Genomic DNA, 25,298 nt, shown 5'->3' on the forward strand with positions numbered 1-25,298 from the left:
GTGCGCGCTGAGGTCGCCGAATTGCTGGGCGTCAGCGCCGATGCCGTCGACCCCGGCGGCAACCTCATCGGCCAGGGCCTCGACTCGATCCGGATGATGTCGCTCGCCGGGCGGTGGCGTCGTCGCGGCATCGATGTCGACTTCGCCGCGTTGTCCGCCGAACCCACCATCAAGGCGTGGTCGCTGCTCGTCGGTTCACGTCATGACGCTGCGGATGTCGGCGCTCCGGCGGCGCCGACCGGCGCGCCCGACGATGCGTTCCCGCTCGCCCCGATGCAGCACGCCATGTGGGTGGGACGGCATGACAGTCAGCCGCTCGGCGGTGTGGCCGGACACCTGTACGTCGAGTTCGACTGCGGCGCAATCGATCCCGAACGCCTGCGAGAGGCAGCCACTGCGTTGGCGGCGCGTCATCCGATGCTGCGGGTGCGGTTCCTCTCCGACGGACGCCAGCAGATCGATCGGGCCCAGGAACGGGCGAGTTTCCCGATCACGGTCAACGACTTTCGCGAGCTCGCCGAAGACGTCGTCGCCGATCGGCTGGCCGACATTCGGGAAGCCAAGTCGCATCAGCAGCTCGACGGGCAGGTGTTCGAGCTGACCGTCTCGTTGCTGCCCGGTGAAAACTCGCGCCTGCATGTGGATCTGGACATGCAAGCCGCCGACGCGATGAGCTACCGCACCCTGATGGCCGATCTGGCCAAGCTGTACCACGGCCGGCGACTGCCGGAACTGCGATACAGCTACCGGGAATACCGTCACGAGATCGCCCGGCGCGAAGCCGGTCCGCAGCCGGCTCGCGACGCCGACCGGGACTGGTGGGCGCAGCGCATCCCCGAGCTGCCGGACCCGCCCAAGCTGCCGTCCGCGCGTCGACAAACCCTTTCCAGCAACAGTATTCGTCGTTGGCAGTGGCTGGAGCCGGACACTCGGGACGCGCTGTTCGCCCATGCCCGCGCCTGCGGTGTCACCCCCGCGATGATGTTTGCCGCGGCGTTCTCACACACCTTGGCGTGCTGGTCGAGCAGCTCGCGATTCCTGCTGAACGTGCCGCTGTTCGGGCGTGAGGCCTTACATCCCGACGTGGAAAGCCTGGTCGGCGATTTCACCTCGTCGCTGCTGCTCGACATCGACCTGACCGCTACCACCGGTGCGGCATCACGGGCCGACGCTGTGCAAGGCGCCATGCGAACCGCGGCGGAGCATTCCCGCTATCCCGGGCTGTCGGTACTGCGCGACCTGAGCCGCCGGCGCGGAACCCCGGTGCTCGCCCCGGTGGTCTTCACCAGCGCGCTTGGACTCGGCGAGCTGTTCAGCAGCGACGTGACCGAGTCGTTCGGCGCACCGAGCTGGATCATTTCCCAGGGACCGCAGGTTTCCCTCGACGCTCAGGTCACCGAATTCGACGGCGGCATCTTGGTGAATTGGGATGTCCGCGAGGACGTTTTCCCGACTGGAGTCATCGACGCGATGTTCGCGCATCACGTCGACGAGCTGCGACGGCTGGCATCCACGCTCGACGAATGGACCGCTCCCGACCCGCCGGCGCTGCCGGTGGACCAGCGCGCGGTGCGAGACACCGTCAACAGCCGAATCGCCGCTCCCAGTGGAGAGACGCTGCACGAGGGCTTCTTCCGTCGTGCCGAACAGCAGCCGGATGCGCCGGCCGTCTTCTCCAGCTCCGGCGACCTCACCTACGCCGAGCTGCGGGAGCAGGCATTGACGCTCGCTTCGGCCCTGCGCGCGAACGGGATTCACCAGGACGACACGGTCGCACTGATGGGTCCCAAAACCGCCGAACAGGTGCCTGCGCTGTTGGGCATTCTGGCTGCCGGTGGGGTCTATCTACCGATCAGCGTCGATCAGCCCCGCGACCGCGCGCACCGCATTCTGCAGAGCGGTGCGGTGAAGTTGGCGCTGATCTGCGGCGGGGAACGACTCGCATTGCCGGTGCCCGCCTTGACGATTGCTGACGTGTTGAACGACGCGCCTGCCATTGCCGAGATTCAGCCCGCAAACACCGCTCCCGCCGATCTCGCCTACGTGTTGTTCACCTCGGGCTCGACCGGAGAGCCGAAAGGCGTCGAGGTCACCCACGACGCCGCAATGAACACCGTGGAATTCATTGCCCGGCATTTCGAGATTGGCGCCGCGGATCGTTGCCTGGCGTTGTCGACGCTGGAGGGCGACATCTCGGTGATGGATATCTTCGTCACCTTGCGAACCGGTGGATCGATCGTGGTGGTCGACGAAGCGCAGCGGCGCGACCCCGATGCCTGGGCCCGGCTCATCGACACTCACAAAGTCACGGTGTTGCACTTCATGCCCGGCTGGCTGGAGATGCTGAGCGAGGTCGGCGCGGGTCGCCTGTCGTCGCTGCGGGTGATCCCCACCGGCGGCGACTGGGTGCGGCCCGAGGTGGTTCGCCGGCTGCGGGCCGAGGCGCCCGCAGTGCGCTTCGCAGGTTTGGGTGGTGCCACCGAAACTGCGGTGCACAACACGATTTTCGAGATCGGCGAGACAGATGAGCCGCCACCGGAGTTGACCGCGTTGCCGTTCGGCACGCCGCTTTCCAACAACGCCTGCCGGGTAGTCAACGATATGGGCGCCGATTGCCCCGACTGGGTCGCCGGCGAGCTGTGGGTCTCCGGACGCGGCATTGCGAGGGGTTACCGCGGACGGCCGGAGCTCACCGCCCAACGATTCGTCGAGCACCAGGGCCGGACCTGGTACCGCACCGGCGATCTGGTCAGATATTGGCCGGACGGCGTCCTGGAGTTTGTCGGACGCGGCGACAACCGAGTCAAAATCAGCGGATATCGGGTCGAAATCGGCGAGGTCGAGGTTGCCCTCCGCCAGATCCCGGGGGTGGCAGTAGCGGTTGCAGCTCTGGTGGCGACGTCGGGCGGCGCCGATGTTTTGGCGGCGGCCATCCGGGTGGACGACCCGCAGCTGACCGCCAACCGGGTGCGCGAGGTGATGGCCGAACGTGTTCCCGCGCATATGATCCCGCAGCATTTGTCGATCATGGAGCAGATACCTTTCACACTTGCGGGCAAAATCGATCGACGCGTCGTCGCGGGCCGGTTGGCGGCGGGGATCACCGAGCCGGCGGCGGCCGTTCATCGTGTCCCGTCGACGCCGCTGGAATCCGCTCTCGCGGTGATCGTCGGCGACGTACTCCAGGCGGACGACGTCGGCGTCGACGACGACTTCTTTGCCCTGGGTGGCGACTCGGTACTGGCGACGCAGGCCGTCGCCCGCATCCGGGCCTGGCTGGACACCCCCGACATCATCGTCGCCGACATCTTCGCCACCCGAACGGTTTCCGCCCTTGCCGACGTGCTCAGTCGCCGCGAGTCCGACCCCGGCCGGCTTGCTCAGGTCGCCGAGCTATACCTGGAGGTCATCCACATGGACGCCGGGCACGTCGTGGCGGCCGTCGCTGGAAAAGAAACGGCGCAATGATTTTCGACAATCTGACGGCGGTGCCCAAAAAGGAATTCCCGCCCTGGATCAAGCGGATGCCTGGTCGAGATGGGGGAGAGCGCAAGGGCGCCACGGTGATTTTTCCGCATGCAGGCGGGGCGGCTGTGGGCTACCGCAAACTGGCAACCGCATTGGCCGCCGGCGGTGACACCTACATCGTGCAGTACCCGCAGCGCGCAGAACGCCTCAGCGAACCCGCCGCCGCAACCGTCCACGACCTGGCCCGCGGTTTGTTCGTGGCCGGACCCTGGCGTCAAGTCGGGCCGCTGCGCCTGTTCGGTCACAGCATGGGCGCTGTCGTCGCCTTCGAGTTCGCCAGGATCGCCGAATCCCGTGGCGCTGCAGTGCAACGACTCTGGGCGTCAGCTGCTCCGGCACCGTCAGCTGTCGCGGCCAAGCCCGATTTGCCCACCAACCACGACGATCTCCTCGTCGACATCGCCGACTTCGGTGGGACGGATGCCGATTTGCTTGCCGACCAAGAGTTTGCCGAGCTGCTGGTCAGCGCGATGCGGGCCGATTACCAGGTGATCAACCGCTATACCTGCAGTCCCGATACTCACATCGACGCCGACATTTACGTGCTGGGCGCCCGCGGCGACCGTCGCGTCGATGCCGCCGAACTTCAGCTCTGGCAAGAACACACCGCGGGCGCATTCCAGCTTTCTTGGTACGACGGCGGCCATTTCTACCTCGACGACCACATCGATGCCGTCGTCGCACAGGTGAATGCCGATGGCTGAGGATAGATTCGACGCCGCCGAGCCGATCGTGATCGTCGGCATGGCGCTTGAGGCACCCGGCGGGATCGACACCGCGCAGCGGTATTGGGAGTTGTTGTCGCACGGCCGCGAGGCGTTGAGTCCGTTTCCGACCGACCGCGGCTGGTCGGTCCGCGAGCTGTTCGCCGGGTCACGACGCGCCGGCTTCAAAGAAATCCATGACCGTGGCGGATTCCTCACCGGCGCAACAATGTTCGATCCGGAGTTTTTCGGCATTTCGCCGCGCGAGGCCGTCGCGATGGATCCCCAGCAGCGCGTCGCACTGCGGGTCTCGTGGCGGGCCCTGGAAAACAGCGGAATCAATCCCGACGACATGGCCGGCCACGACATGGGTTGCTACCTCGGCGCTTCGGCTACCGGCTACGGGCCGCAGATGGCCGAGTTCTCCGAGTTCAGCGGTCATCTGCTGGCCGGGACCGCCCTGAGCGTGATATCCGGTCGGATCGCTTACACCCTGGGATCGGTGGGTCCGGCGGTGACGATCGACTCGTCGTGCGCTTCGGCGCTGGTGGCTTTTCACGCGGCCGTGCGCGCACTGCAGAACGGTGACTGCGACCTGGCGCTGGCCGGCGGAGTGAATGTGCTGGGCTCGCCGGGGTTTTTCGTGGAGTTCTCCAAACAACACGCCCTGTCCGACGACGGCCACTGCCGCGCCTACAGCGCGCAGGCCAGCGGGACTGTCTGGGCGGAGGGAGCGGCAGTCTTTGTGCTGCAACGAAAGTCAGCAGCGCAACGCGAGGGTCGGCACATTCTGGCTGAAGTCCTCGGTAGCGCCACCAACCACGACGGTCGTAGCGCCGGGCTGAGCGCGCCGAACGGTGCGGCCCAGGTCAGCTTGTTCCGTCGTGCCTTGAGCCAGGCGGGGATCGGTCCTGAGCAGGTTGGCATGGTCGAGGGGCATGGCACCGGCACCAGGCTCGGTGACCGGACCGAGTTGCAGTCGTTGGCGGCAACGTACGGCGACACCGAACCTGAGCGCGGAGCCCTGTTGGGTTCGGTGAAATCCAACCTGGGCCACGCCCTGGCCGCCAGCGGCGCACTAGGGTTGGCGAAAATTCTGGTGGCCGCCGAGCATGGCGCGATACCGCCCACCCTGCACACCGCTGAGGCTAGTCCCGAAATCGACTGGGAAAGGCAGGGTTTGCGCCTCGCGACTGCTTTGACCCCTTGGCCCGCGGTCGACGGGCAGCGTGTCGCGGCGACCTCGGCGTTCGGAATCGCCGGTACCAACGCCCACGTCATCGTCTCACTTCCCGAGGTCGCGTGATGCTCGCACAACCGTTGCCCGATGGCCGTGTGCCGGTATTGCTTTCGGCGCATGACGAAAAGCTGATCAGTCAGGATGCGTCGGCGATCCTGGATTACCTGGACCGCGTCGAGGTGGATCACGATCCGACTGCTGACGTCGCATCGACCCTGATGCGCCTGCGACGGGTACGACGGCATCGCGCCGTGCTGCGGGCGGCCGATCGCAGCGAGCTGGTTTCCGGTCTGTCGGCGCTGGTCCGCAACGACGAGCATCCATTGGTCACTCGGTCCTCGAAAAGTGTTGTGCCGTCTATCGCCTTCGTGTTTCCCGGGCAGGGCAACCAGTGGCAATCGATGGGGACGGACGCCTACCGGCGACTGCCGGCATATCGGGCCGAGGCCGACCGCTGCGCAGAAGCGTTCGATGCGGCCGGGCTGCCCTCGCCGCTGTCTTATCTGCAGCGCGACCAGGAACAGAATTGGTCGCGGATCCAGATTCAGGGAGCGCAATTCGTCCACTCGGTCAGCCTTGCCGCGCAGTGGCGATTCTGCGGATTGCTTCCCGGCATCACCATCGGACACAGCCTCGGTGAGGTCGCGGCGGCCTATGTGGCCGAGAAGATTTCGTTGCCCGACGCGGTCGCCTTGGTCGGTGCGCGCGCAGCGGTGATAGACCGGTTGACGGGCGACTACGCGATGGCGGTGCTTGGTGCCGGCCTGAGCGATGCCCACACGTTGATCGGCGAGATATCGGGCTGGCTGGAGGTGTCCGCGGTCAACGGGCCGTCGGCGACCGTGGTGTCGGGTGACCATGACGCGGTGATCGCCGCGGCCGAGCTGGCCAGACGGCGTGGCGTGTTCGCTCATCAACTCACCGTCGACTATCCGGGTCATACCAGCGCGCTGCGGCCGCTGCGCGCAGAGTTGACTGAGCTGCTGCCCAAGTCGGCTTTCCGCGACGGCCCGATGCCCTTCATCGGCTCGGCCATCGGTGCGGAGGTCGGCAGTGATGTCGATTTCGAACAGTATTGGTATGAAAGCTTGTGCGGCACTGTGCGGTTCGACCGGGCGGTGGTGGCCGGCCAAAAGTGCGGAACCGACACATTCGTCGAATTGTCCGCACACCCGGCATTGTTGTATCCGCTTGTCGAACTGGTCGGTGACGACTCGGCGGTGATTGTCGGCTCCGGTCACCGGGACGGATCGATCACCGAGGTGTTGTCGGCCAACATCGCCGCCGTCGCAATTGCCGATCCGGGCTACCCATGGGCGGATGCGATACCCGGCGGTGTCCGAGCACCGCTGCGCGGGTTCCCGAATGCGCCGATGCGAGCTGTGCATCTGTGGGCCGCGCCGGCACCTGTGACCAGCTCGCCGCGCGAGCCGGCTACCGCGCTCACCGTCGCCGTCGAGGATTGGCAGCCAACCGACTTGCCGGCGGCTGCCCCCGGTACGCGGTGTGGCATCGCAATCGTCGGCGACAGCGGCGCACCGCTGACACAGCTACTGACCGCCGCGGCGTCGACACATCATGGATGTGAGCCGGTGCCGCCGAGCGAGGCGGAAGTCGTTGCGGTGATAGCGCCGGAACTCACTGCGCTCGACGTCATCGACGCCGTCGAACAGATCGCCGGCCGAACCGATGTGGGGCTCCCGGACTACCAGGCGATTATCGGCCCCCGATGCCGAATCGTGTGGCTGCTTACCGCCGGCGGCGAACGGGTTCTTTCCGGCGACGCGTCCCCCAGCCCGGCGCAGGCAGCGCTGGCCGCGATGCACCGCAGTGTCGGCTTCGAGTTCGGCGACCAGACGTTCGGAAGTCTCGACCTCCCCGCGGGCGGCGTCGACGAGCGCACCGCGGTTACCGTCCTGGACGCGCTTCTCGGTGACGCCGGTGTCATGGCGCTGCGCAGCGGCACGTCCGGGTCGCGACACTTTGTCCGGACGCTGCGCGAAGACCGCGGTTCCGCGGCCGCGCGGCCACTGGATGCGTCCCGGTTGGAAAACGTGGTGATCACCGGCGGCGGCGGGGCGATCGGCCTGCGTTACGCGCAGTACTGCATACAACACGGGGCGCGCAGAATAATCCTGTTGAGCCGCAATGGTGTTGAACGCGAGACGCTGAGCTGGTTGGTAAGCCAGTATCACGTGGAAGTGCATGCACCGCAATGCGATATCACCGATCGGTCGGCGGCATCAGCAGTCGCCGCCGACTACGCCGGCCCCGGCGCAACGATGCTGATCCATACCGCGGGAATTGCCACGGCAAGCCTGCGTGCCGAGCTCACCGGCGCCGACATCGCGGCGGTGTGCGGGGCGAAGGTGACCGGGCTGGCGGTGCTGGCCGATGTGTGGCCACTGCAGCCGGACTGCCGGATCTTGGCCTGTTCGTCGGTGTTCGGGGTCTGGGGCGGTCAGGGTCACGCCGCCTACGCGGCATCGAACCGGATGCTGGATACGCTGGCCGCCCAGCTGCGCTCGAGGGGCCTGGACTGCACGGCAATTCGATGGGGATTGTGGCAGGACGCCGGAGTCGTGGAGGCAGCCGAGATCGCGCGCACGCAACGTTCGGGTCTTGTCGCGATGCGGCCCGAATTGGCGATGGAGGCCAGCTTGGGCCGGTATGGCGACGACCCACTGATTTTCGAGGCCGACTTCGACCGGCTCCGGGTGTTCTTCGAGAGCCAGGGAATCTCGATGCCGTTCGACCTGTCAGCGGGCCTCGGGAATGCCGGGCCGCACAACCACTCCGGCGCGCAACCGCTCGCCGACGTCGTGCGCGCCGAGCTCGCGGCCACGTTGCATCTGGGGGCTTCGATGTCGATCGACCCGGCCTCATCGCTGATCGACCTCGGTCTGGATTCGCTGTTGGCGCTCGACCTGCGCCGGCGACTGCGCCGGACCGTGGGGCATTCGGCTCCGGTAGCACGGATGCTCGGCGGGATCACCGTCAACGAATTGGTCGAGGTGTTGGGCGCCGGCGCGGCCAACGGCCAAGACATGCGGAAGGTTGGAATCCACGCGTGACTGACACCACCGACCTCGGCACGCTCGACGCGCAACGCCTGGAACTGCTGCGCCGCAAGATCGCTGAGCGTGGCCTGGCTCGACCGTCGGTCGCTGGGCGGCCTCCGGAGATGTCCGACGGCCAACGCCGGATGTGGTTCGTGCAGTCGGCCGACCCCGGCAGCGCGCTGCTCAACATCTGCGTCTCCTATCGCGTCACCGGCCGGGTTGATGTCGCACGGCTGCGGCAGGCGGTGGAAGCCGTAGCGCTGCGCCACCCGATATTGCGCACGACGTACCAGACCGACGGGGACGGCAATCCGTATCCCGTCATTCGTGACGAGGTGCGACCGGGCTGGGCGGAGCACGACCTGTCCGGGCTTGCCGAGCAGGCCCGTCGGCTCAGGCTGGAAGTGCTGGCGCAGCGGCTGTTTTCGCAGGCGTTCGACCTGACCCAGGATTCGCCGCTGCGGATTGCGGCCGTGCGGGTGGGCACCGACGCGCTGATGCTGCTGCTCACCGCGCACCACGTCGCCTGGGATGACGGTTCGTGGGCGCTCTTCTTCACCGACCTGACTCGTGCCTACTCCGACCGCACCACGGCGACTACGGGCGTCGCCGCCGATCCGGTCGGCAGCAGTGACGAAGACCAGGCCTACTGGCGCTCGTTGATGACGGATCTGCCTGAGCCGCTTGAGCTTCCCGGTCCCAACGGCTCAGTTGTTCCCAGCACCTGGCGCGCACAGCGAGCCACCGCACGGCTGTCGGCGCAGACTGTCGACCGTGCCGCCGCGCTCGCCCGGGAAACCGGAGCCACCCCCTACATGGTGTTGATGGCCGCGTTCGGCGCGTTGGTGCATCGCTACACCCACGCATCCGACTTCCTGGTTGCCACCCCGGTGCTGAACCGCAACGCGGGGACCGAGAACGCGATCGGCTATTACGGCAACACCCTGGTGATGCGGATGCGGCCGGAATCGACGCTGACATTCCGTGAGCTTCTTGCGCAAACCCGGGACAGCGCGGTGGGCGCCCTTGCCCACTCCCGCGTCGACCTGGAATGGCTGGTGCGCGCCGCCAACCCCGACCGCAGGCACGGAGCCGAGCGAATGACCCGGGTCAGCTTCGGACTACGCGAACCCGACGGCGGTGGGTTCTGCCCGCCGAACGTGCGGTGCGAGCGCGCCGAATTGCGCGGCCACGTCAGCCAACTGCCGCTGAGCGTGATGGTCGAACTAGCCGGTGGTGCAGCCGGTTCCGGGCGCGGCGCAGTCGTCGAAGCCGAGTACCTGGTCGAGGTTCTGGATCGGCCACTGGTGGATCAACTGCTGCGGCACTATGGCGTCCTGTTGGACAACGCGCTGGCCGACCCGGATATCACACTGTCGGCCTGCGGCCTGATGAGCGACGCCGACGCCGAGTGGTTGCGGCAGGTCTCGTCCGGTGAAGACTTCGTCACCCCGGCCGGCACGCTGCCGGGCCTGGTCGCTCGGCGCGCGGCCCTGACCCCGGATGCCGTCGCGGTCGTCTACGAAGGGCGCCAGTACAGCTATCGCGAGGTCGACGAAGAGGCAAACCGATTGGCGCACTGGCTGATCGGGCAGGGCATCGGCACCGAAGACCGGGTCGCGGTGCTACTCGACAAGTCGCCGCAACTGGTCATCACCGCGCTGGGGATACTCAAAGCCGGAGCGGTCTACCTACCCGTCGACCCGACTTATCCGGACGACCGGGTGGCGTTCATCCTGGATGATGCTGCGGCGAAATTGGTGCTGCGCGAACCGGTCACCGGGCTGGCGGACTATCCGGCGACCGAACCGGGAAGCGGCGAACTGCTGCGGCCACTGAGCCCGGCCAACACCGCTTACCTGATCTACACCTCGGGTTCGACCGGGCTGCCCAAGGGCGTTCCGGTGCCACACGCGCCGATCGCCGAGTACTTCGTATGGTTCGGTGCGGAATATCGAGTCGACGAAACAGATCGGCTGCTTCAGGTGGCCTCGCCCAGCTTCGACGTGTCCATCGGCGAAATCTTCGGGACTCTGATTTGCGGTGCACGGCTGGTGATTCCACGTCCAGACGGTCTGCGCGACATCGGATACCTGACCGAGCTGCTGCGGCGGGAGGGCATCACCTCGATGCACTTTGTTCCGTCGCTGCTCGGATTGTTCCTCTCGCTGCCCGGCGTCAACCAGTGGCGCACCCTGCGGCGGGTGCCGATCGGTGGTGAGCCGTTGCCCGGCGAGATCGCCGACAAGTTCCACGCCACCTTTGATGCGCTGCTGTACAACTTCTACGGGCCCACCGAAACCGTCGTGAACGCCACCAGCTACCCGGTCCAAGGCGCTCAGGGGACCCGGGTGGTGCCGATCGGCCGGCCCAAGATCAACACCCAGGTGCATCTGCTCGATGATGCGCTGCAACCGGTTCCGGTGGGCGTGATCGGTGAAATCTACATCGGTGGAACGCATGTCGCGCGGGGCTACCACCGCAGGCCCGGTCTGACTGCCGAACGCTTCGTCGCCGATCCGTTCACCCCCGGCGCGCGGCTTTACCGTTCCGGCGACCTGGCCCGCCGCAACGCCGACGGCGACATCGAATTCGTCGGCCGCGCAGACGAACAGGTCAAGATCCGGGGTTTCCGCATCGAGCTCGGCGAGGTCGGCGCGGCGATCTCGGTGGACCCCAGCGTCGGGCAGGCGGTCGTGCTGGCCGCGGACCTGCCGCAGCTGGGCAAGAGCCTGGTGGGTTACGTGACGCCGGCCGACGGCGCCGGCTGCGAAACCGTTGACCTCGAGCGGATCCGGGCGAGGGTGGCGGCAGCGCTGCCGGAGTACATGACCCCGGCGGCCTACGTGGTGCTCGACGAGATACCGATCACCACGCACGGAAAGATCGATCGCACGGCGCTGCCGGAGCCGGAGATCATGGCGAAGGCGCAATACCGCGACCCCGCCACCGCGTCCGAACGCCGGATCGCCGCAATGTTTTCCGGTTTGCTCGGCCACAATCGGGTCGGTGTGGACGACTCGTTCTTTGATCTCGGCGGTCATTCGCTGGTGGCCACCAAGCTGGCCACCGCCATCCGTTCGGAATGCGGAGTCGAGGTGGGCATCCGGGACATCTTCGAGCTCGCTACCGTCGGCGTGTTGGCGCAGCGGGTCGATGAGCTGCGGTCCGGTGGGCGGGCGCAGTCGCGACCCACGCTGGTCGCGACCGCCCACGATGAGCCGCTGCCACTGTCGGCATCCCAACTGCGTAGCTGGTTCGCCTACCGCGTCGATGGGCCGAGCCCGGTCAACAACATCCCGTTCGCCGCCAGGCTGACCGGGCCGTGGGACATCGACGCGTTGATCGCCGCGGTCGGTGACGTCGTCGCCCGGCACGAAATTCTGCGCACCACCTACATCGACGCGGACGGTGTCCCGTACCAAGTGGTCAACCCGGTGAAAGCGCTGACCGTGCGCCGGGCCCAAGGCGACGGCGAGGACTGGTTACAGCGGCAACTCGAGGCCGAGCGCAGGCACTGCTTCGAACTGGATCGCGAGTGGCCGATCCGGGTCGCTGTGCTGCACACCGGCGATGCCGGTGAACATGTGCTGTCGCTGGTCGTCCATCACATCGCATCCGACCACTGGTCTGCCGGCGTGCTGTTCGCCGACGTCATCACCGCCTACCGCGCTCGGCGTGACGGCGAACCTCCGTCGTGGCGGCCGCTTCGCGTGCAGTACGCCGATTACGCTGCGTGGCAACGCACTTTCCTGGGCGACCCGGGCGGCCAGGAGACGGCCGTCGCCGCGGAACAGCGCGACTACTGGACCAGCCAGCTGGCGGGGCTGCCGGAAGACAGCGGGCTGCGACCCGACTTTCCACGTCCGCCGCTGCCCGGCGGGGACGGCGAATCGGTGACATTCCGGATCGATTCGACGACCCGGGCCAAGCTCGCCGACCGGTGCCGCGAGTTGGGCATCACCGAGTTCATGGCGCTGCAGGCCGCCGTCGCGGTGGTGCTGCACAAGGCGGGAAGTGGTGTGGACATCCCACTGGGTACGCCGGTCGCCGGGCGTTCCGAGGCCGAGCTCGACCAGCTGATCGGTTTTTTCGTCAATATTCTGGTGCTGCGCAACGACTTACGTGGTAACCCCACCCTGCGCGAGGTGCTGACGCGGGCGCGGGAAACCGCGCTGGGCGCCTACGCCCACCAGGATCTGCCGTTCGACCGGGTGGTCGACAGCGTCAGCCCGGTGCGATCGCTGTCGCGTAACCCGCTGTTTCAGGTCATCGTGCACGTGCGCGATCACCTGCCCGCGTCACGAGTCGTCGAATCCGCGGCCCACGGCGGCCAGGACACGGTGTGCACATCGCTGGACCCGGTTTTCGACATGGCGCATGCGGACCTCAGCGTCAACTTCTTCGGAACCGACGGATCTGACGACGCGGGCTATCTGGGCCACCTGATTTTCCGCACCGAGCTCTACCAGCGAAACACCGTCGAACGGTTGGCGGGCTGGCTTACTCGTGTCGTCACCGAGTTCGCCGACGACATCGATCAGAGTTTGCGCGACGTGGTGTTGACCGGCCCGGACGAGCAGCGCCGGATCCTGGCGGAGTGGAGTCGCGGCGACCAGCCGCCGTCCGACCGGCCACGCACCGTGCCGGAGATGCTCGAGTCCAGCAGGCGGCTTGGCGGCGGACGCATTGCGGTGCGCTGTGCCGGTGAGGATCTCGACTACGGTGCCCTGCACCGCCATTCGGATAACCTGGCTGCGCTGCTCACCGATCGCGGTGTGCGGCCGGGATCCTTCGTCGGGCTCTCGACGCGACGGGGCATCGACATGGTGGTGGCGCTGGTGGCCATCGTCAAGGCCGGCGCCGCGTACTTCCCGATCGATCCCGGCTATCCGTTGGCGCGCAAGCAGTTCATGCTCGACGACGTACGGCCTCAGGTTGTGCTGGCAACCGTGGAAGCGCTGGACACCATGCCGGGCGAGTCTGCGGCCGCTGTCGTGCTACTCGACGACGCCGAGGTGCGGGCCGCTGTCGAGAATTCGGAGCCGCCCAGATCCAGTCCGCGGCTGCCGCACCCGGACGATCCGATGTATCTGGTCTTCACGTCCGGATCGACCGGAAAGCCCAAGGGGGCGGTAGGTACTCAGCGTGCGATGGCTGCCCGGCTGGATTGGCAGCTGCGGCACTACCCGCCGAAGACCGAGGACATCCGCCTGTCGCAAGCCTCGATGACCTTCCTCGAAGGCGGCATGGAGCTGTTGGCCGGCTTGGCCGCGGGCGCCATCATGATCCTGGCCGACGACACCGAGCATCGCGATGCGGAAGCCCTTGCAGCACTGATGAAGCGTGAATCGGTCGCACAAATCACCGCGGTTCCCAGCCTGGTGTCTGCGCTCGTGGACAGCGCACCGGATGCGGTGCGATCGCTGGCTCGGCTGGTGTGTGGTGGTGAGCCGGTGAGCATTTCGTTGCTGGAGCGGTTGACGGCCGCGAGCGCCGACAGCGCCGGACACGGTCCCGCGCTGTTGAACAACATCGGCTCGACCGAGACCTCCGGCGCGGTATGCCGAGGGCCGCTGAGCCCGCCCAGTCCGCTGGTCGGATCCCCGGTGGCAGGGGCGCAGGCCTACCTGCTGGACGACGGGCTGCGCCCGGTGCCGGTGGGTGTGGTGGGCGAGTTGTACTACGCCGGTGACCAGTTGGCCCGTGGCTACTGGAAGCGCCCCGGTCTGACCGCTGCACGATTTATTGCCAATCCGTTTGGCGCCGAACCCGGTGGCCGGTTGTATCGCAGCGGCGATCTGGCCCGGTGGACCGCAGACGGCCAGTTGGAGTTCGCCGGTCGCGCCGACCATCAGGTGCAGGTGCGCGGATTCCGGGTGGAGCTCGCCGAGGTCGAGGCCGCGCTGACCGCCGCCGATGGCGTCGCCGGCGCGGCCGCACGTACCTGGGAGGTGCACGACGGCACCAGCCTGGCCGGATACGTTGTGCCGCAACAGCCCATCACCGGGGATACCGAGAAGGCGGCATTCGCTGCATCAGTGCGTGCCGCCGTCAGCACGACGCTGCCGGGATACATGGTGCCGTCGTCGCTGACGGTGCTCGACGCGCTGCCGAAGACCGAGTCGGGCAAACTGAACCGGCCGGGGCTGCCACGGCCGGCGGTCAGCACCAGCGGCCAGACCGAACCGTCGCGCACCGACACCGAGCGCGCGCTGGCAGCGTTGTTTACCGACTTGCTGTCGACCCCCGACGTCGGGCGATTCGACGACTTCTTCGCACTCGGCGGCGACAGTATCCTGTCGGTCCAATTAGCCTCGCGGGCAAGGGCGGTCGGCTTGGCCGTCAATCCGCGCATGGTGTTCGAGAATCCGACTGTGCAGCAACTGGCGGCCGCTATCGATGAGGTGGACGCGCTCGACGCCGGCCAGCCAGGCGAAACCCGGTTCGAGCCGATGAGTACTTCGGGCCTGTCGTCCACCGACTTGGCTGCGGTGACGCAGCTGTGGTCGAAGGCACGAGACGGAACATCATGACGGCCACCGAAACCCAGGCCGAAGAAGCCGGCGTCACGCCCGACATTGAGGACGTGATGGCGCTGAGCCCGCTTCAAGAGGGCCTGTATTCACTGACCGCGCTGGCCGAATTCGCCGAAGGCGAACCGGCCGACGATCCGTATGTGATCGGAATGGCCGCCGACATCTACGGCACGCTCGACGTCACGTTGCTGCGTGACTGTGCGGCGAAAATGTTGATCCGGCACCCGAATTTACGGGCCAGCTTCTTCAGCCGGGGAATCGCAAGACCCGTGCAGATCGTGCCGTCGCGAGTCGAGCTGCCGTGGCGCGATGTCACCGGCACTGAAGACAACATCGAGGCGCTGGAAGCCGACGAGCGCCGCCGCCCGTTCGACCTCGAGCGGTTGCCGGCCATCCGGTTCATGCTCGTCGAATTACCAGATGCGCGTTGGCGTTTGGTGATCACCGCGCACCACATTGTCATCGACGGCTGGTCGCTCCCGGTGTTCGTCGCGGAGATGATGGTCCTGTATCGCGCCGGCGGCGATCCCGGCGCGCTGCCGGTTGCACCACGTCCGTACCGCGACTACATCGGCTGGCTCGCGAGCCGCGATCAGGGAGCGAGCCAACGAGTTTGGCGGCAGCATCTCGCCGAGCTGCCCGGTCCGACGTTGCTTGCGGCGGCGTTCGGCGGGCAGGACACCGGCCGCACATCGACACGCCTGCCACGCCGTACCGAGTTGCAGCTGGACGGGACAGCCACCGAGCGACTGGTCACGGGTGCCCGCTCGCACGGTGTCACGCTGAACACCTTGCTACAGATGGCGTGGGCGGTGATCTTGTCGCGTCTGACCGACCGCACCGACGTGGTGTTCGGAGTAACGGTCTCGGGCAGGCCCGCCGAGCTGGCCGGTGTCGAGACCATGGTCGGGCTGTTCATCAACACCGTGCCGCTACGAGTGCACCTGAACGACGCTGCCACGGTCGGTGAGCAGTGCCGTGCCGTGCAACGTGATTCGGCGACACTGCGCGAACACAGCTACCTCGGGCATGCCCAACTGCGGGCACTGGGCGGTGTCGGCGAAATGTACGACACCCTGCTGGTCTACGAGAACTTCCCGACCGGTGGCATGTCGGCGGGAGACGCGTTGGACGGCACCGGTGTCACATTTCATCCCGCGGCGGTGGAAAGCCTCACCCATTTCCCGATCGTGCTCGCCGCCCACATGGCCGACGACGGGCTGGTGCTGATGGTCGAAGTCATCGACGGTGCGCTGGGAAAGACGACCGCCGCCGCACTCGGCGACCGGCTGCTGTCAACCGCCGGGCAGCTGCTGGATCGGTGGGACCGCCCGCTGCGCGACGTCAGCGTCCTGCTCGCCGAGGAGGCCGCACCGCTGGGCGCGGGCTCGACGAGACCGGCAGCGGCGCAGGGCATTCACACCCGCTTTGCGGAGATCGCTGCCCAGACACCCGAGAGCCCGGCCGTCAGTTGGGCGGCCGGGGCACTGAGCTACCGCGAACTCGACGCGGCCGCCAATCGGCTGGCCGGTGTGCTCGCCGCCCGCGGCGCAGGTGCTGAAACCCCGGTCGCCATCAAGCTTTCCCGCGGCCCGGACTACATCGTGGCTATTCTCGCGGCGCTCAAAGCCGGTGCGACCTACGTGCCGTTGGAGCCGGGAATGCCCGCAGAACGGGTGAACTCGATTCTGCGCCAATGCGGCGCCAGGATCGTCGTCGACGAAGACTTCAGCAGCGACGGTCCCGACGATTTCCGGCCCGTCGACGTCAACCCCCAGCGGGCCGCCTACGTGGTGTTCACCTCCGGAACAACCGGAGAACCCAAGGGAGTCATCGGAACACACGCCGCGGTCGGCGCCTACGCCGATGACCACGTGGATCATGTGCTGCGACCCGCGGCGGCCCGGCTTGGCCGCACGCTGCGCATCGCACACGCGTGGTCCTTCGCGTTCGATGCGGCCTGGCAGCCGTTGGCTGCGCTGCTCGGCGGGCACGTCGTGCACGTCGTCGACGAACACACTCAAACGGATGCCGAGGCGTTGGTCGCAGCCATCGCCGAACACGGCCTCGACATGATCGACACCACCCCGTCGATGTTCGCCCAACTGAAGGCGGCCGGGCTGCTGACACGGGTGCCGCTGGCCGTGCTGGCGCTGGGCGGTGAAGCGCTCGGCGGCGGGGCCTGGTCATTCATCCGGATGCAGTGCCGCAGCACCGGAATGACGGCGTTCAACTGCTATGGGCCCACCGAGACCACGGTCGAGGCGGTAGTGGCCGCGATTGACGAGCACGACGAGCCGTCGATCGGGCGGCCCACTCAGCAGACCCGCGGCTACGTGCTGGACTCGGCATTGCGCGCGGTGCCATCCGGGGTCGCGGGGGAGTTGTACCTCGGCGGCGCGCAGCTGGCCCGCGGTTATCTGGGCCGCGCACCCGAGACCGTTCAGCGCTTCGTCGCCGATCCCTTCGTCGCCGGCGAACGGATGTACCGCACCGGCGATCTGGTGCGGCGCCAGCCTGACGGCTCTTTGCGATACCTGGGACGCGCCGATGCGCAGGTGAAAATCCGCGGCCATCGGGTGGAGCCCGCCGAGATCGCCGTCGCGCTGGAGTCACACCCGGCGGTGCGGCATGCGAGCGTCGTGGTGCACGAGCGGCATGGCGTTCCGCGGTTGACTGCGTATGTGGCAGTGGCGGATTCGTCGGACAACTCACTATCGGTCACCGAGCTGCGCCGCATGCTGATCACCCGGTTGCCCCGCTACATGGTCCCGCAACGCATCGTCGTCGTCGACGACGATATCCCGCTGACCCTCAATGGCAAAGTGGACGAATCAGCCTTGGCGGCAATCGATTCAGTGCATATTGCGGAATCCAGCGGGACCGAACCGGAAACGGTCACCGAATCCGCGCTGACCGAATTGCTCTCGAAAGTCCTGCAGGTCGGCGCAATCGACCCGGACGCTGACTTCTTGGAGCTGGGCCTGGACAGTATCGTGGCCCTCTCGGTTGTGCAGTCGGCGCGTTGGCGCGGTATCCCGCTGCGCGCCCGGCTGGTGCTGGAGTGCGGCAGCGTCCGCGAACTCGCTGCCGCCATCGACGCCGAAGCCGCCCGGGCCGACGGCGCGACGGCCGATGCAGAAGCCGAAAGCGGGCCGATACCGCTGTTGGCCAATGCGCAGTGGCTCTATGAATTCGGCGAGCCGCGCAGGCTGGCGCAGGCTGAGGCCATTCGGTTGCCGGCTGAAGTGACCGGTGAGCAGCTGCGGACGGCGCTGTCGGCCATCGTCGACGGTCACGAGGTGCTGCGTAGTCGGCTGGACCGCGCCACCATGACCCTGCACGCCGGACAACTCGGCGACTTTCTCACCGAGGTGTCGGTTCCCGGCGACTTGCAGATAGCTGTCGGCACCCACACCGGCCAAGCCATCGACAGCCTCGACCCGGAACGCGGAAAGCTGCTGGCGGCAATCTGGCTGCGGCCACCGAGTGGTCAGAGCGTGCTGCTGCTGGCCGCCCACGTCCTGGCCATGGACCCGGTGTCGTGGCAGGTGGTACTCGGCGAGCTCGACGCGAGCTTGCATGCACTCATCGCCGGTACGGCCCCTGCCCCCGTCCGCGAGCAGACCAGCTACCGGCGCTGGGCCAAGGCCCTGACCGAACGAGCCGAATCCCTTGACAGCGAACCATATTGGCTGGCACAACTCGAAGGCGACGATCCCGATCTCGGTCAGCGACGGCTCCGGCCGGACCGCGACCGGGCCGGCGGGCTACTGGTGCAAACAGCGATGCTCGACGTGGACAGCACAGGCCGGCTGCTGAGGTCCGGCTTGCCCGTCTTCGAGGTACTGATCGCCGCAGCGTCCCGGATGGTGACCCGGTGGCGGCTAGACCGCGGCCAGCCGACGCCGCCGCCGCTGCTCGCGCTGGAAACCCACGGCCGCGCTGACGCCCTGGTCGACATCACCGAGACGGTGGGGCTGCTGAGCGCGATCTATCCGCTGCGGGTGGATACCGAAGATCCGCGCCGGGTGCGGGAATTGCTGTCGGCCGTCCCGGGTGACGGGATCGACTACGGGCTGCTGCGTTATCTCCGCGGCGACACCGCCGACCGGCTTGCCGGCTTCAGCGGACCGCAGTTACTGCTGAACTATCTGGGTCGCGCCGATGTCGGCGCTACCAGTGGACTGTGGCTGGATCGTGGTCTGCTGACCGGGGTTTCGCCGCTACCCGAGCCTGAACTGGCGGTGCGTTACGAGCTGAGTCTGGTCGCCACGGTGCTCGGCACCGGCGATCACCAAGTGCTGGTGACTCAGTGGCGCGCGCTGCCAGACATCCTCAGCGAATCGGATATCGCTGCGTTGCAATCGCTTTGGACGCAGGCGCTGAAGGAGATCGTGACATGACCACGCTTGTAGTGCTCGGTGCCGGGGTAAAGGCAGTCGCGGTCGCCGCGAAAGCCCAGGTGCTGACCGAGATGGGTGTCGACGCGCCGAACGTGGTGGCCATCGAGCGGATCGGGGTCGGGGCCAACTGGCAGGCCAGCGGCGGCTGGACCGACGGTGCGCAGCGGCTGGGGACCAGCCCGGAAAAGGACGTCGGCTTCCCGTACCGCTCGTCGTTGGTGCCGCGCCGCAATGCCGAACTCGACGAGCGGATGACGCGGCACAGCTGGCAGTCCTATCTCATCGGCACCGGTCAGTTCGCCCAGTGGATCGATCGCGGTCGACCGGCGCCGACCCACCGGCGGTGGAGCCAGTACCTGCGCTGGGTGGCCGACCAGATCGGCATGAATGTGGTCTACGGCGAGGTCGACCGTCTTGCCGTGGACGGTGAACGGTGGGCGCTGCACACCGACGAAACCACCGTGCACGCCGACGGATTGATGATCACCGGCCCCGGGCAGGCCGAACGATCGTTGTTGCCGGGCAATCCACGGGTGCTGTCGATCGCCCAGTTCTGGCATCGTGCGGGACAGCAGGAGCGGATCAACGCAGAGCGGGTGGCGGTCATCGGCGGCGGCGAGACAGCCGCGGCCATGCTCAACGAGCTTTTCCGGCACCGGGTTTCGACCATCACCGTGATTTCACCGCAGGTCACGCTGTTCACCCGCGGTGAAAGCTTCTTCGAGAACACGCTGTTCTCCGATCCCACCGACTGGACGGCGCTGACGGTCGACGAACGACGCGACGCGATCGCACGCACCGACCGCGGGGTGTTCTCGTCCAACGTCCAGGACGCGTTGCTGGCCGACGACCGCATCCGTCATCTACGCGGGCGAGTCGCCCACGCGGTGGGCCGCGACGAACAGATCCGGCTGACCTTGTCCACCAACCGGGGCAGCGAAAACGTGGAGACCATCCATGGTTTCGACTTGGTCATCGATGGGTCGGGCGCCGACCCGTTGTGGTTCACCACGCTGTTCAGCCAGGACGCGCTCGACCTGCTGGAGTTGGGCTTGGGCGGCCCGCTGACCGGTGATCGTCTGCAGGATGCGATCGGTCATGACCTCGCCGTCATCGACGTTGCCCCGAAGCTGTTCTTGCCCAACCTCGCCGGGCTCAATCAGGGCCCCGGTTTTCCCAACCTCAGTTGTCTGGGGCTGCTGTCCGATCGGGTGCTGGGCGCCGATCTGGGCTCCGGCGCCGATCTTGCGATCAGGAGAGATGATGAGCACCAATCCCTTCGATGACGAGGCCGGCACCTTCGTGGTGCTGGTCAACGACGAAGACCAGCACAGCTTGTGGCCGACATTCGCCGACGTGCCGGCCGGCTGGCATACGGTCTTCGGCGCGGCCGGTCGCGCCGAGTGCCTGGCCTACGTCGAGGCGAATTGGACCGATATGCGACCGCGGAGCCTCCGCGACGCGAACGACCACTGATGGCGCGCGGGTTCCAGGGCGCGGTACTGCGGGGCTTCGGCGCCCGCGACCACATGGCGACCGTGGTCGAAATCATCCACATCGCACCGCATTTCGTGCGGATACGGATGGAATCACCGACCCTGTTCCAGGAGGCCAAGGCCGAGCCCGCGGCGTGGCTGCGGTTCTGGTTCCCCGACCCCGAAGGATCGAGCACCGAGTTTCAGCGCGCATACACGATCTCTGAGGCCGACCCGCCCGCCGGCCGTTTCGCCGTCGACGTGGTGCTGCACGACCCGGCCGGCCCGGCGTCGTTGTGGGCGCGCGCCGTCGAACCCGGCGCGACGATCGCAATGATGTCGTTGATGGGCTCGTCGCGGTTCGACACGCCCGACGAGCAGCCCGCCGGCTACCTGTTGATCGGTGACTCGGCGTCGATTCCGGGCATCAACGGGATCATCGGAATCGTTCCCGACGATGTCCCGATCGAGGTGTATCTCGAGCAGCACGACGACAACGACAGGCTGATCCCGCTCGCGCAGCACCCCCGGCTGCGGGTGCACTGGACCGCCCGGCGGGACGAGAAGTCGCTGGCCGCGGCGATCGAAAGCCGGGACTGGTCGGACTGGTACGCCTGGGCGACACCGGAAGCCACCACGCTCAAGCATGTCCGGACCCGGCTGCGCGACGACTTCGGCTTTCCCAAGTCGGAGGTCCACGCTCAGGCCTACTGGAGTGCGGGCCGCGCAATGGGCATCCGCCGCGGCGATGAGCCGGCAGCAGCCGACACCGTCGACCCTGCCGCAGGGCAGTCGGAAAGCGTTGTGGCCCGGGGCAGCTGGCGCGCGCAGGCCGCGGGCCGGTTGCTCGCGCCGCTGCGCTCGGCGCTGATCGTCTCCGGCGTGCTGCAAGCAGTGATCACGCTGGTGCAGCTGGCGCCCTTCGTGCTGCTGGTCGAATTGGCCAGGCTCCTGGTATCCGGCGCCGAGTCGGCACGGTTGAAAGAGGTCGGATTCGCGGCGGTGGCGCTGCTGGGTATCGGCACCCTGCTTGGTGCCGCGCTGACGCTGTGGCTGCACGTTGTCGACGCGCGGTTCGCCGGCGATCTGCGTTCGCGGTTGCTGAGCAAGCTGTCGCGGTTGCCGTTGGGCTGGTTCACCGCCCGCGGGTCGGGGTCGATCAAACAGCTGGTTGCCGACGACACGCTGTCGCTGCATTATCTGGTCACCCACGCCATTCCGGACGCGGTCGCCGCGACCATCGCGCCGCTGGCGGTGCTGGTCTATTTGTTCATCGTCGACTGGCGGGTGGCGCTGGTGTTGTTCGGGCCGGTCCTGGTCTACCTGGTGTTGACGTCGTCGATGACGATCCAGTCCGGCCCGCGGATCCCGCAGTCACAGCGCTGGGCGGAGAAGATGAGCGGCGAGGCCGGCGCCTACCTCGAAGGCCAGCCGGTGATCCGGGTCTTCGGCGGTGCCGCCGCGTCGAGCTTCCGGCGCCGGCTGGATGAGTACGTCGGCTTCCTCATCGACTGGCAGCGGCCGCTGGCCGGCAAGAAGACCCTGATGGATTTGGTCACCCGCCCCTCGACGTTCCTGTGGCTGATCGCCGGGGCCGGCAGTCTGCTAGTCGTCGCGGGCCGGATGAACCCGGTCAACGTGTTGCCGTTCTTGTTGTTGGGCACCACTTTCGGCGCCCGACTGCTCAACATCGCTTACGGGCTCGGCGGCATCCGCGCCGGATTGTTGGCCGCCCGTCGCCTGCAGATCACCCTCGACGAACCGGAGCTCTGCACGCGTGACGAGCCGCGTGCAGTGTCCGGCGACGCCCCGGCGACCGTGGTGTTCGACCGGGTCAGCTTCGGCTATCGCCCCGGCGTGCCGGTGATCAACGACGTTTCGCTGACACTGCGGCCCGGTACGGTGACCGCGCTGGTCGGCCCGTCCGGATCCGGAAAGTCGACGCTGGCCGCGCTGCTGGCCCGCTTCTACGATGTGCAGCAAGGCGCGATAACCGTTGACGGACAAGATATTCGGTCGATGACGGCCGACCAGCTCTACACCCGGGTCGGTTTCGTCTTACAAGAGACGCAACTCGTCCACGGCACCGTCGCCCAGAACATCGCGCTGGCGGTACCCGATGCCACGGCAGCCCAAGTCGAGGCCGCGGCGCGCGAAGCGCAAATTCACGACCGCATCATGCGATTGCCGGACGGCTACAACTCGATGCTCGGTGCCGCCAGCGGCCTGTCCGGCGGCGAACGCCAACGGTTGACGATCGCCCGCGCGATCCTCGCCGACACCGGTGTCCTGATCCTCGACGAGGCCACCGCGTTCGCCGATCCGGAGTCGGAATACCTTGTGCAGCAAGCACTGAACCGACTTACCCGCGACCGCACGGTGTTGGTGATCGCGCACCGGCTGCACACCGTCGCCGGTGCCGACCAGATCGTGGTGCTGGATCACGGCCAGATCGCCGAACGCGGCACCCACGACGAACTGCTCACCGCCCAGGGACGCTATCGACGGCTGTGGGACAGCGGTCGCCGCGATCCGGTAACCGTCACAACCGGGCAGGAGGCGGCGCGGTGATCCGCACCTGGATCGGTCTGGTGCCCGCGGACCGCCGCGGCAAAGTGATCGCCTACACCGTGCTCGCAATGGTCTCGGTGATCGTGCGCGCCGTCGGCACCGTTCTGCTGGTTCCGTTGGTGGGAGCCTTGTTCAGCGACTCGCCCCAGCGGGCGCTGGGATGGCTGGGCTGGCTGACCGCGGCGACGGCGGCCGGATGGGCGGTCGACACCGCCACTGCGCGAATCGGTTTCGACCTCGGTTTCGCGGTGCTCGACCACACCCAGCACGACGTGGCCGATCAGCTGCCGGATGTGCGGCTGGAGTGGTTCAGCGCCGACAACACCGCGACGGCGCGACAGGCGATCGCCGCGACCGGTCCGGAACTCGTTGGGCTGGTGGTCAACCTGCTCACCCCGCTGGTCACCGCCGTGTTGCTGCCGGCGGCCATCGCTGTGGCCCTGCTGCCGGTGTCGTGGCAACTCGGCGTCGCCGCCATGGGCGGTGTGCCACTGCTATTGGGCGCGCTATGGGCGTCCGCGCGACTGGCTCGTCGTGCCGATCACGCCGCCGCCGAGGCAAATACCGCGCTGACCGAACGGATCATCGAGTTCGCCCGAACTCAGCAGGCGTTGCGCGCGGCGCGTCGCGTCGAGCCGGCCAGAAGTCTGGTCGGCGACGCGCTGGCCGCCCAACACGGCGCGACCATGCGGTTGCTGACCATGCAGGTGCCCGGCCAGCTGCTGTTCAGTCTTGCCAGCCAGCTGGCGCTGATCCTGTTCGCCGGCGCGACCACTGCGCTGACCATCACCGGCAGGCTGGCCGTGCCGGAAGCGATCGCCCTGATCGTCGTCGTCGCCCGCTACCTGGAACCGTTCACGTCGATCAGCGAGCTGGGGCCCGCTCTGGAAAGCACCCGCGCCACCCTCGACCGGATCCGCTCGGTGCTCAGCGCGCCGGTGATGGCGGCCGGAACCCAAACGCGGCGCGGCCGCCACGACGCGCCGATCATCGAGTTCGACAACGTTGCGTTCAGCTACGACGATGCCGGCGCGCGGGTGCTCGACGGCGTCAGCTTCACCTTGCAAGCCGGCACCACCACGGCGATCGTCGGACCGTCCGGCTCGGGCAAAAGCACGGTCTTGGCGCTGATCGCCGGCTTGTACCAACCCGCCCGGGGTCGGGTCTTGGTCGACGGGGTCGACGTCGCGACGCTGGACGCCGACTCCCGGCGGGCGGCGAGCAGCGTGGTGTTTCAGCATCCCTATCTGTTCCACGGCACTATTCGCGAGAACGTGTCCGCCGGAGATCCCGGTGCGGGCGAAGCCCAGTTCAGCCGCGCCGTCGCGCTGGCCCGCGTGGACGAACTCAGCGGCCGGCTGCCCGCCGGTATCGAGACGATCGTCGGCGAAGCCGGTTCGGCGTTGTCCGGCGGTGAACGGCAACGGGTCAGCATCGCCCGCGCATTGCTCAAACCGGCGCCGATACTGCTGGTCGACGAGGCGACCAGCGCGTTGGACACCGAGAACGAGGCCGCCGTCGTCGACGCGCTCACCGCCGATCCGCAACCGCGGACCCGGGTGATCGTCGCCCATCGGCTGGCCAGCATCCGCCACGCCGACCGGGTTCTTTTCCTCGACGGCGGCACGATCATCGAGGACGGCGCAGTCGACGAGTTGCTCGCCGCAGGTGGACGGTTCGGCGAATTTTGGCGCCAGCAGCGCGAGGCCGCCGACTGGCGAATCCACGCCGGTTAGCGCCGTTTACTTGCCAGCGCCGCTCGCACGTGGCTTT

Annotated in this window: 10 protein-coding genes; all 10 read left to right on the plus strand. The window is 67.4% G+C overall.

Annotated elements, in window-relative coordinates; genetic code table 11:
• The 10 genes from VGG53_RS18840 to VGG53_RS18885 are packed head-to-tail and all read left to right on the plus strand — an operon-like array spanning nt 1 to nt 25,261.
• Nucleotides 1–3,468 carry an amino acid adenylation domain-containing protein gene (locus VGG53_RS18840; protein ID WP_414689000.1) on the plus strand — a complete coding sequence of 1,156 codons (3,468 nt, stop codon included), beginning with the start codon at nt 1–3 and terminating at the stop codon, nt 3,466–3,468.
• Nucleotides 3,465–4,232, plus strand: a complete 768-nt coding sequence (locus VGG53_RS18845; RefSeq protein ID WP_331519609.1) for a thioesterase II family protein — start codon at nt 3,465–3,467, stop codon at nt 4,230–4,232. The genes VGG53_RS18840 and VGG53_RS18845 overlap by 4 nt, the downstream gene beginning before the upstream one ends.
• A complete protein-coding gene (locus tag VGG53_RS18850) occupies nt 4,225–5,538 on the plus strand; it encodes a polyketide synthase (RefSeq protein ID WP_331519610.1) in 1,314 nt (437 codons plus the stop codon). The genes VGG53_RS18845 and VGG53_RS18850 overlap by 8 nt, the downstream gene beginning before the upstream one ends.
• Nucleotides 5,538–8,546 carry a mycobactin polyketide synthase MbtD gene (gene mbtD / locus VGG53_RS18855; RefSeq protein WP_331519611.1) on the plus strand — a complete coding sequence of 1,003 codons (3,009 nt, stop codon included), beginning with the start codon at nt 5,538–5,540 and terminating at the stop codon, nt 8,544–8,546. The genes VGG53_RS18850 and mbtD overlap by 1 nt, the downstream gene beginning before the upstream one ends.
• Nucleotides 8,543–15,070, plus strand: a complete 6,528-nt coding sequence (locus VGG53_RS18860; RefSeq protein ID WP_331519612.1) for an amino acid adenylation domain-containing protein — start codon at nt 8,543–8,545, stop codon at nt 15,068–15,070. The genes mbtD and VGG53_RS18860 overlap by 4 nt, the downstream gene beginning before the upstream one ends.
• Nucleotides 15,067–19,479 (plus strand): amino acid adenylation domain-containing protein, encoded by a 4,413-nt coding sequence (locus VGG53_RS18865; protein WP_331519613.1) that lies wholly within the window; start codon nt 15,067–15,069, stop codon nt 19,477–19,479. The genes VGG53_RS18860 and VGG53_RS18865 overlap by 4 nt, the downstream gene beginning before the upstream one ends.
• Nucleotides 19,476–20,765: an NADPH-dependent L-lysine N(6)-monooxygenase MbtG gene (gene mbtG / locus VGG53_RS18870; protein WP_331519614.1), complete on the plus strand. Its 1,290-nt coding sequence runs from the start codon at nt 19,476–19,478 to the stop codon at nt 20,763–20,765. The genes VGG53_RS18865 and mbtG overlap by 4 nt, the downstream gene beginning before the upstream one ends.
• Nucleotides 20,743–20,955, plus strand: a complete 213-nt coding sequence (locus VGG53_RS18875) for an MbtH family protein (protein WP_331519615.1) — start codon at nt 20,743–20,745, stop codon at nt 20,953–20,955. Before mbtG ends, VGG53_RS18875 begins: the two co-directional genes overlap by 23 nt.
• Nucleotides 20,955–23,525: an ABC transporter ATP-binding protein/permease gene (locus VGG53_RS18880; RefSeq protein WP_331519616.1), complete on the plus strand. Its 2,571-nt coding sequence runs from the start codon at nt 20,955–20,957 to the stop codon at nt 23,523–23,525. Before VGG53_RS18875 ends, VGG53_RS18880 begins: the two co-directional genes overlap by 1 nt.
• Nucleotides 23,522–25,261, plus strand: coding sequence for an ABC transporter ATP-binding protein (locus VGG53_RS18885; RefSeq protein WP_331519617.1), 1,740 nt, complete (start codon nt 23,522–23,524; stop codon nt 25,259–25,261). Before VGG53_RS18880 ends, VGG53_RS18885 begins: the two co-directional genes overlap by 4 nt.
• The last annotated feature ends 37 nt before the right edge of the window (nt 25,262–25,298 follow it).

This window comes from Mycobacterium sp. (assembly GCF_036490025.1).
Lineage (GTDB): Bacteria > Actinomycetota > Actinomycetes > Mycobacteriales > Mycobacteriaceae > Mycobacterium.

Bases quoted from the DNA above. Each gene is read 5' to 3' on its own strand.
- VGG53_RS18850 (WP_331519610.1), top strand. From the start codon at position 4,225: ATGGCTGAGGATAGATTCGACGCCGCCGAGCCGATCGTGATCGTCGGC.
- VGG53_RS18875 (WP_331519615.1), top strand. From the start codon at position 20,743: ATGAGCACCAATCCCTTCGATGACGAGGCCGGCACCTTCGTGGTGCTG.
- VGG53_RS18865 (WP_331519613.1), top strand. From the start codon at position 15,067: ATGACGGCCACCGAAACCCAGGCCGAAGAAGCCGGCGTCACGCCCGAC.
- VGG53_RS18845 (WP_331519609.1), top strand. From the start codon at position 3,465: ATGATTTTCGACAATCTGACGGCGGTGCCCAAAAAGGAATTCCCGCCC.
- mbtD (WP_331519611.1), top strand. From the start codon at position 5,538: ATGCTCGCACAACCGTTGCCCGATGGCCGTGTGCCGGTATTGCTTTCG.
- VGG53_RS18880 (WP_331519616.1), top strand. From the start codon at position 20,955: ATGGCGCGCGGGTTCCAGGGCGCGGTACTGCGGGGCTTCGGCGCCCGC.
- mbtG (WP_331519614.1), top strand. From the start codon at position 19,476: ATGACCACGCTTGTAGTGCTCGGTGCCGGGGTAAAGGCAGTCGCGGTC.